This is a genomic window from Pseudomonas sp. 22526, assembly GCF_052044735.1.
Lineage (GTDB): Bacteria > Pseudomonadota > Gammaproteobacteria > Pseudomonadales > Pseudomonadaceae > Aquipseudomonas > Aquipseudomonas piscium.
Map to the genome: position 1 here is coordinate 147149 of NZ_JBQENK010000011.1, position 6193 is coordinate 153341.

Annotated in this window: 7 protein-coding genes; 5 read left to right on the plus strand and 2 right to left on the minus strand. The window is 64.7% G+C overall.

What is annotated here, in order from left to right; translation table 11 throughout:
* Nucleotides 1-79 precede the first annotated feature (79 nt).
* On the minus strand, nt 80-505 hold the full coding sequence (locus ACTJKT_RS18545; RefSeq protein WP_440788088.1) for a helix-turn-helix domain-containing protein: 426 nt from the start codon (nt 503-505) through the stop codon (nt 80-82).
* 286 nt (nt 506-791) lie between these two features.
* On the opposite strand from ACTJKT_RS18545, the gene ACTJKT_RS18550 reads away from it, so the two are divergent.
* The 5 genes from ACTJKT_RS18550 (at nt 792) to ycaC (ending at nt 5534) form a co-directional block, all read left to right on the plus strand.
* Complete coding sequence (locus ACTJKT_RS18550; RefSeq protein ID WP_124321159.1) at nt 792-1715, plus strand: LysR family transcriptional regulator; 924 nt, start codon at nt 792-794, stop codon at nt 1713-1715.
* A gap of 127 nt (nt 1716-1842) precedes the next feature.
* Nucleotides 1843-2259, plus strand: coding sequence for a DoxX family protein (locus tag ACTJKT_RS18555; RefSeq protein ID WP_440788089.1), 417 nt, complete (start codon nt 1843-1845; stop codon nt 2257-2259).
* A complete protein-coding gene (locus ACTJKT_RS18560) occupies nt 2252-2881 on the plus strand; it encodes an antibiotic biosynthesis monooxygenase (RefSeq protein WP_440788090.1) in 630 nt (209 codons plus the stop codon). The genes ACTJKT_RS18555 and ACTJKT_RS18560 overlap by 8 nt, the downstream gene beginning before the upstream one ends.
* Before the next feature lie 118 nt (nt 2882-2999).
* Nucleotides 3000-4838 (plus strand): amidohydrolase, encoded by a 1839-nt coding sequence (locus tag ACTJKT_RS18565; RefSeq protein ID WP_440788147.1) that lies wholly within the window; start codon nt 3000-3002, stop codon nt 4836-4838.
* 69 nt (nt 4839-4907) lie between these two features.
* Nucleotides 4908-5534: an isochorismate family cysteine hydrolase YcaC gene (gene ycaC, locus ACTJKT_RS18570; RefSeq protein WP_063431625.1), complete on the plus strand. Its 627-nt coding sequence runs from the start codon at nt 4908-4910 to the stop codon at nt 5532-5534.
* Here ycaC and ACTJKT_RS18575 read toward each other — a convergent pair.
* Nucleotides 5521-6193, minus strand: a 673-nt coding sequence (locus tag ACTJKT_RS18575) for a hypothetical protein (RefSeq protein ID WP_440788091.1), incomplete at its 5' end; no start/stop codon positions are given. The two genes, ycaC and ACTJKT_RS18575, sit on opposite strands and share 14 nt — an antisense overlap.

Here is a 6193-nt window from a genome sequence, read left to right on the forward strand (position 1 = left end):
GCGCCTTACCCATGAAAAAACGCCGAGAGGTTCTGCCCCTCGGCGTTTTTTATTGCCGGTTATCGAGTGTGTCGCGGCCTTATGTGCTCGCCTGGTTGAGGCCGGGGCGGGCGCGCAGGACCCGGCACCGCCAGGCAAAGGGGTTGATGCCTTCGCTGTCGGTGAAGATGTGGCAGAAGTGCGCCTGGTCGCAGAAGCCGCATTCCAGGCTGATCTGCGTCAGGCTCAGGTCGGTGTTCCGGATCAGTTGCTTGGCCCGGGCGATGCGCTGGCAGCGAATCCATTCCTGGGGCGACAGGCCGGTGCTGCACTTGAAGGCGCGGGAGAAATGGCTGCGCGACAGGGCGCAGGCCCGGGCGAGTTGGCTGACTTCCAGGGTGCTGCTCAGGCCGTCGAGGATCATTTGCTTGACCAGGCTTTCGCGCCAGGGAGAAAGGCCGCCGGGGGTGGTTTTGCGGGTTTGCGGGACGGACGCCCGGACGGTGTTGTGCTGAGCGTGGGCCATGACGAAATTCCATGTCGGTGGGCAGGCGCCGGCGCACCGCAGGGTGGGCCGGGCGCTTCCCGATTTAGAAAACAGGTCTGCGCAGAGGGCTTCATTCTTGGCGGCGGGGCAGAGGGCTTGCGAGTTAAACGTTGTTAATTCCGCTCACTTGCAAGGCTGGGCTACCGCAGCAACTCAGCACATGGCTGCAATTTTTCCGTGGGGCAGGCGTGCATGCTCCCGCAAGCCGGGGCCGCATACCGCCGGATAGTTCATGCCTGGCTGACAAGACAATGGAACTGCACCTATGAACCGTAACGATCTGCGCCGCATCGACATGAACCTGCTGGTGATTTTCGAGGCCCTGATGTTCGAGAAGAACCTGACCCGGGTTGCCGAGAAACTGTTCATGGGCCAGCCCGCGGTGAGCGCCGCCCTCGGCCGCCTGCGCGACCTGTTCGACGATCCGCTGCTGTTGCGCAACGGTCGCGCGATGGAGCCGACGGCCCGGGCGCTGGTGATCCTCAAGGAGCTGCAGCCGGCGATGGACGCGATCTCGGGCGCGGTCAGCCGGGCCAAGGAATTCGATCCGGCGACCAGCTGCGACCTGTTCCGCATCGGCCTGTCGGACGATGCCGAGTTCGGTCTGTTTCCGCCGCTGTTGAGCCAGTTGCGCGAAGAGGCCCCGGGCATAGTCGTGGTAGTGCGCCGGGCCAACTACCTGCTGATGCCGGCCTTGCTGGCCTCCGGGGAGATCTCGGTCGGGGTCAGCTACACCACCGAATTGCCGGCCAATGCCAAGCGCAAGAAACTGCGGGACATCGGCTGCAAGGTGCTGCGCGGCGACAACCGCCCCGAGCCCTTGACCCTCGATGAGTACTGCCGGCGGCCCCACGCCATGGTGTCGTTCTCCGGTGACCTGAGCGGCAATATCGACCTCGACCTGGCCAAGGTCGGGCGCACTCGCCGGGTGGTGCTGGGGGTGCCGCAGTTCAGTGGTCTTCGGGCCTTGCTCGCCGGCACCGAAATGATCGCCACCGTGCCCGACTACGCGGCCTGTGCCCTGGTCGAAGGCTGCGCCTTGCGCGCCGAGGACCCGCCGTTCGCCATCGAGGCGGCGCAGCTGTCCATGGCCTGGAGCGGAGTACATGACAACGATCCGGCCGAGCGCTGGTTGCGTTCGCGGATCGCCCAGTTCATGTCCGAGCCCTTGAAGATCCACAGCGCCTAGGCGCGGGCAGTCGCGCCGGGCCCGGCGGCAAAGAGAGCACATACGTGCAATTTTTCCCGGCCGTGCAGCGGCACCATGCAATCTCGGCGTTGACGCCGGGAATTTTTCAAATTGTGTGGGTGCGCCAATGAACGCTTCAGCATGGGATGCACGGGCCCGGGATTTCGGGCTGCTGTTTTTGCGGGTCAGCGCCGGGCTGTTTCTGCTGTGGGTGCACGGCCTGCCGAAACTGCTCGACTACAGCGCCGAGCTGCAACGCATCGAAGACCCGTTCCAGCTGGGCGCCAACCTGACGCTGATGCTGGCGATTTTCGCCGAGGTGCTGTGCCCATTGCTGATCGTCGCCGGGGTGGCGGTGCGCCTGGCCTGCCTGCCGATCCTCGCGGTGCTGCTGGTGGCACTGCTGGTGGTGCATCCGCAGTGGAGCCTGGCCGAAGGGCAGTTCGCCTGGCTGCTGTTGATCCTGTTCAGCAGCATCCTGATCGCCGGCCCGGGACGGCTGGCCCTCAATGATCGTTTCACCGGAGCCTTGCGTTATGTCTGATTCCAATCGCCTCGAGACTACCGCGCGGCCGGGTGCCGATGAGGTCGTGACCCTGATCGTCAAGCACCGGGTCAAGGCCGGTTGTGAAGCGCCCTATGAAGCCTGGTTGCGGCGCATCGTCGGTATCGCCGGGCAGCACGATGGGCATCTGGGCGTGGATGTGATTCGCGGCAAGAGCGGCGGCCTCGACCTGTTCACCTGCGTGCTGCGTTTCTGCTCCACCGAGGCGATGCAGCGCTGGCTCGAATCGCCGCTACGCCAGGCGCTGGTCGACGAAGCCGCGCCGATGCTGGCCGACGGCGACCAGACCGAAGTCCACCCGGTCCACGAGTTCTGGTTTTCCATCCAGGCCGATGCCGACTCGCCGCCGCCACGCTGGAAGCAGGCGCTGTTGACTATGCTGGTGATTCTGCCGCACACCCTGCTGGTGCCGTTGATCTGGGGGCCTGTGCTGCAACTCAACGCCTGGCTTGCCAACTACGTGGTCGCCACCTTCCTGATCACCCTGACCATAGTGCTCTCGGTGGTCTACCTGTTCATGCCCCTGGCGACCCGGTTGTTCGCACCCTGGCTGCAAGCCTCTGTCACCGATCGACACCTGGAGCCCGACCATGGCCAATAACGACGAACCGACCGATCCGCTGCGCCGCCAACTGCTCGCCGCCGGATCCCTGCTCAGCGCTGCGGCGGCTTTCTGGCCGCGCCTGTCCCTTGCCTCTTCCCATTCAGAAGGACATCCGATGAACGCCGATCTGATTCTGTTCAATGGTCAATTCCACACCGTCGACCGTGAGAAACCCCGTGCCAGCGCGGTCGCCATCAGCCAGGGGCGCTTCGTCGCGGTGGGCACCGACGCCGAGGCCATGGCCCTGCGCGGCAGCGCCACCCAGGTCATCGACCTCAAGGGCCGCACGGTGATCCCCGGCCTCAACGACTCGCACCTGCACCTGATCCGCGGCGGCCTGAACTACAACCTGGAACTGCGCTGGGAAGGCGTGCCTTCGCTGGCCGATGCCCTGCGCATGCTCAAGGAGCAGGCCGACCGCACGCCGACTCCGCAGTGGGTGCGGGTGGTGGGCGGCTGGAACGAATTCCAGTTCGCCGAAAAACGCATGCCGACCCTGGAAGAGCTCAACCAGGCGGCGCCGGACACCCCGGTGTTCGTCCTGCACCTGTACGACCGTGCCTTGCTCAACCGCGCGGCGCTGCGGGTCGCCGGCTACACCCGCAACACACCGAACCCGCCGGGCGGCGAGATCGTGCGCGACAGCAACGGCGAACCCACCGGCATGCTGGTGGCCCGGCCCAACGCGATGATTCTCTATTCGACCCTGGCCAAGGGGCCGAAGCTGCCCCTGGAATACCAGGTCAACTCGACCCGCCAGTTCATGCGCGAACTCAATCGCCTGGGCCTGACCAGCGCCATCGACGCCGGCGGCGGCTTCCAGAACTACCCGGACGACTACGCGGTGATCGAGCAACTGGCCCGGGAGCAGCAGTTGACGGTGCGCATCGCCTACAACCTGTTCACCCAGAAGCCCAAGGAAGAACTCACCGACTTCAAGAACTGGACCGGCAGCGTCAAGCTGCACCAGGGCGACGACTTCCTGCGGCACAACGGCGCCGGGGAGATGCTGGTGTTCTCCGCCGCCGACTTCGAGGACTTCCTCGAACCGCGTCCGGACCTGCCGCAGACCATGGAGCAGGAACTGGAACCGGTGGTGCGCCATCTGGTGGAACAGCGCTGGCCGTTCCGCTTGCACGCCACCTACGACGAGTCGATTTCACGGATGCTCGACGTGTTCGAGAAGGTCAACCGCGACATTCCGTTCAACGGCCTGCCGTGGTTCTTCGACCACGCGGAAACCATCACGCCAAAAAACATCGAGCGGGTGAGGGCGCTGGGTGGCGGCATCGCGATCCAGGACCGCATGGCGTTCCAGGGCGAATACTTTGTCGACCGCTACGGCGCCAAGGCCGCCGAACAGACGCCGCCGATCAAGCGCATGCTGGCCGAAGGCGTGCCAGTAGGCGCCGGCACCGATGCCACCCGCGTCTCCAGCTATAACCCCTGGACCTCGCTGTACTGGATGGTCAGCGGCAAGACCGTGGGCGGTATGGAGCTGCACGCCGAAGGCCTGCCGCGGCAGACCGCGCTGGAACTCTTCACCCATGGCAGCGCCTGGTTCTCCTCGGAACAGGGCAAGAAGGGCCAGATCAAGGTCGGCCAACTGGCGGACCTGGCGGCCCTGTCCGCGGACTTCTTCAGCGTCGAGGAAGAAGCCATCAAGTGGATCGAGTCGGTGCTGACTGTGGTCGACGGCAAGGTGGTGTACGCCGCCGGCGACTTCTCCAGGCTTTCGCCGCCCATGGTGCCGGTGCTGCCGGACTGGTCGCCGGTGGTCAAGGTGCCGGGGCACTGGCGCCCGACCTCGCCGCTGGTGGCCCAGGTGCACCAGTGCAGCGGCCCGTGCGCGGTGCACTCCCACAGCCACGAGCGGGCGCGCCTGTCCAATGTGCCGGTCAGTGACTTCCAGGGTTTCTGGGGCGCCTTCGGCTGCTCGTGCTTTGCCTTCTGACCATTCATACCCGGCGCCGGTCGCAGTGGTCGGCGCCCTCAGCTATATCCACCCACCGAGGAGTTCCACATGAGCAACGCAACCTACAAGCGCCTGGACATCAACGATGCCGTCGTTCTGCTGGTCGACCACCAGACTGGCCTGATCTCGCTGGTCCAGGATTTCTCGCCGAACGAGTTCAAGAACAACGTGCTGGCCCTGGCCGACTGCGCCAAGTTCTTCAAACTGCCGACCATCCTCACCACCAGCTTCGAATCCGGCCCGAACGGCCCGCTGGTACCCGAGCTGAAAGAGATGTTCCCGGACGCGCCCTACATCGCTCGTCCAGGCCAGATCAATGCCTGGGACAACGAAGACTTCGTCAAGGCGATCAAGGCCACCGGCCGCAAGCAACTGATCATCGCCGGCGTGGTGACTGACGTCTGCGTGGCGTTCCCGACCCTGTGCGCACTGGAAGAAGGTTTTGACGTGTTCGTCGTGACCGACGCTTCCGGTACCTTCAACGAGGTGGTGCAGCAGGCCGCCTGGGCCCGCATGGCCGCCGCCGGCGCGCAACTGGTCAACTGGTTCTCCGTGGCGTGCGAGCTGCAGCGCGACTGGCGCAACGACATGGAAGGCCTGGCCAACCTGCTGTCGCAGCGTATCCCGAACTATCGCAACCTGATGAACAGCTACTCGGCGTTCACTGCCAAATAAGCTTCGCGTCATCGCTGAGCTGAAAAAATGCCCGCCATTGTGCGGGCATTTTTTTGCCTCGCGGACACCGTGATCCCTGTAGCCGCTGGCGTAGCCTGCGATCGGCGGCGCAGCCGTCGTAAAACCAGGTGATGTGGTTTTCCAGGCAGATCGCGGACTCAGGTTTTGCGGCAACTGCGTTGCCGTTCGCAGCCTCGCAAGCTCGGCAGCGGCTACACAGGCATCGCGGTCCCTGTAGCCGCTGGCGCAGGCTGCGATCGGCGGCGTAGCCGTCGTAAAACCAGGCGATGTGGTTTTCCATGCAGATCGCGGACTCAGGTTTTGCAGCAACTGCGTTGCCGTTCGCAGCCTCGCAAGCTCGGCAGCGGCTACACAGGCATCGCGGTCCCTGTAGCCGCTGCTGCAGATTGCGATCGGCGGCGCAGCCGTCGTAAAACCAGGTGATGTGGTTTTCCAGGCAGATCGCGGACTCAGGTTTTGCGGTAACTGCGTTGCCGTTCGCAGCCTCGCAAGCTCGGCAGCGGCTACACAGGCATCGCGATCCCTGTAGCCGCTGGCGTAGCCTGCGATCGGCGGCGTAGCCGTCGTAAAACCAGGCGATGTGGTTTTCCAGGCAGATCGCGGACTCAGGTTTTGCGGCAACTGCGTTGCCGTTCGCA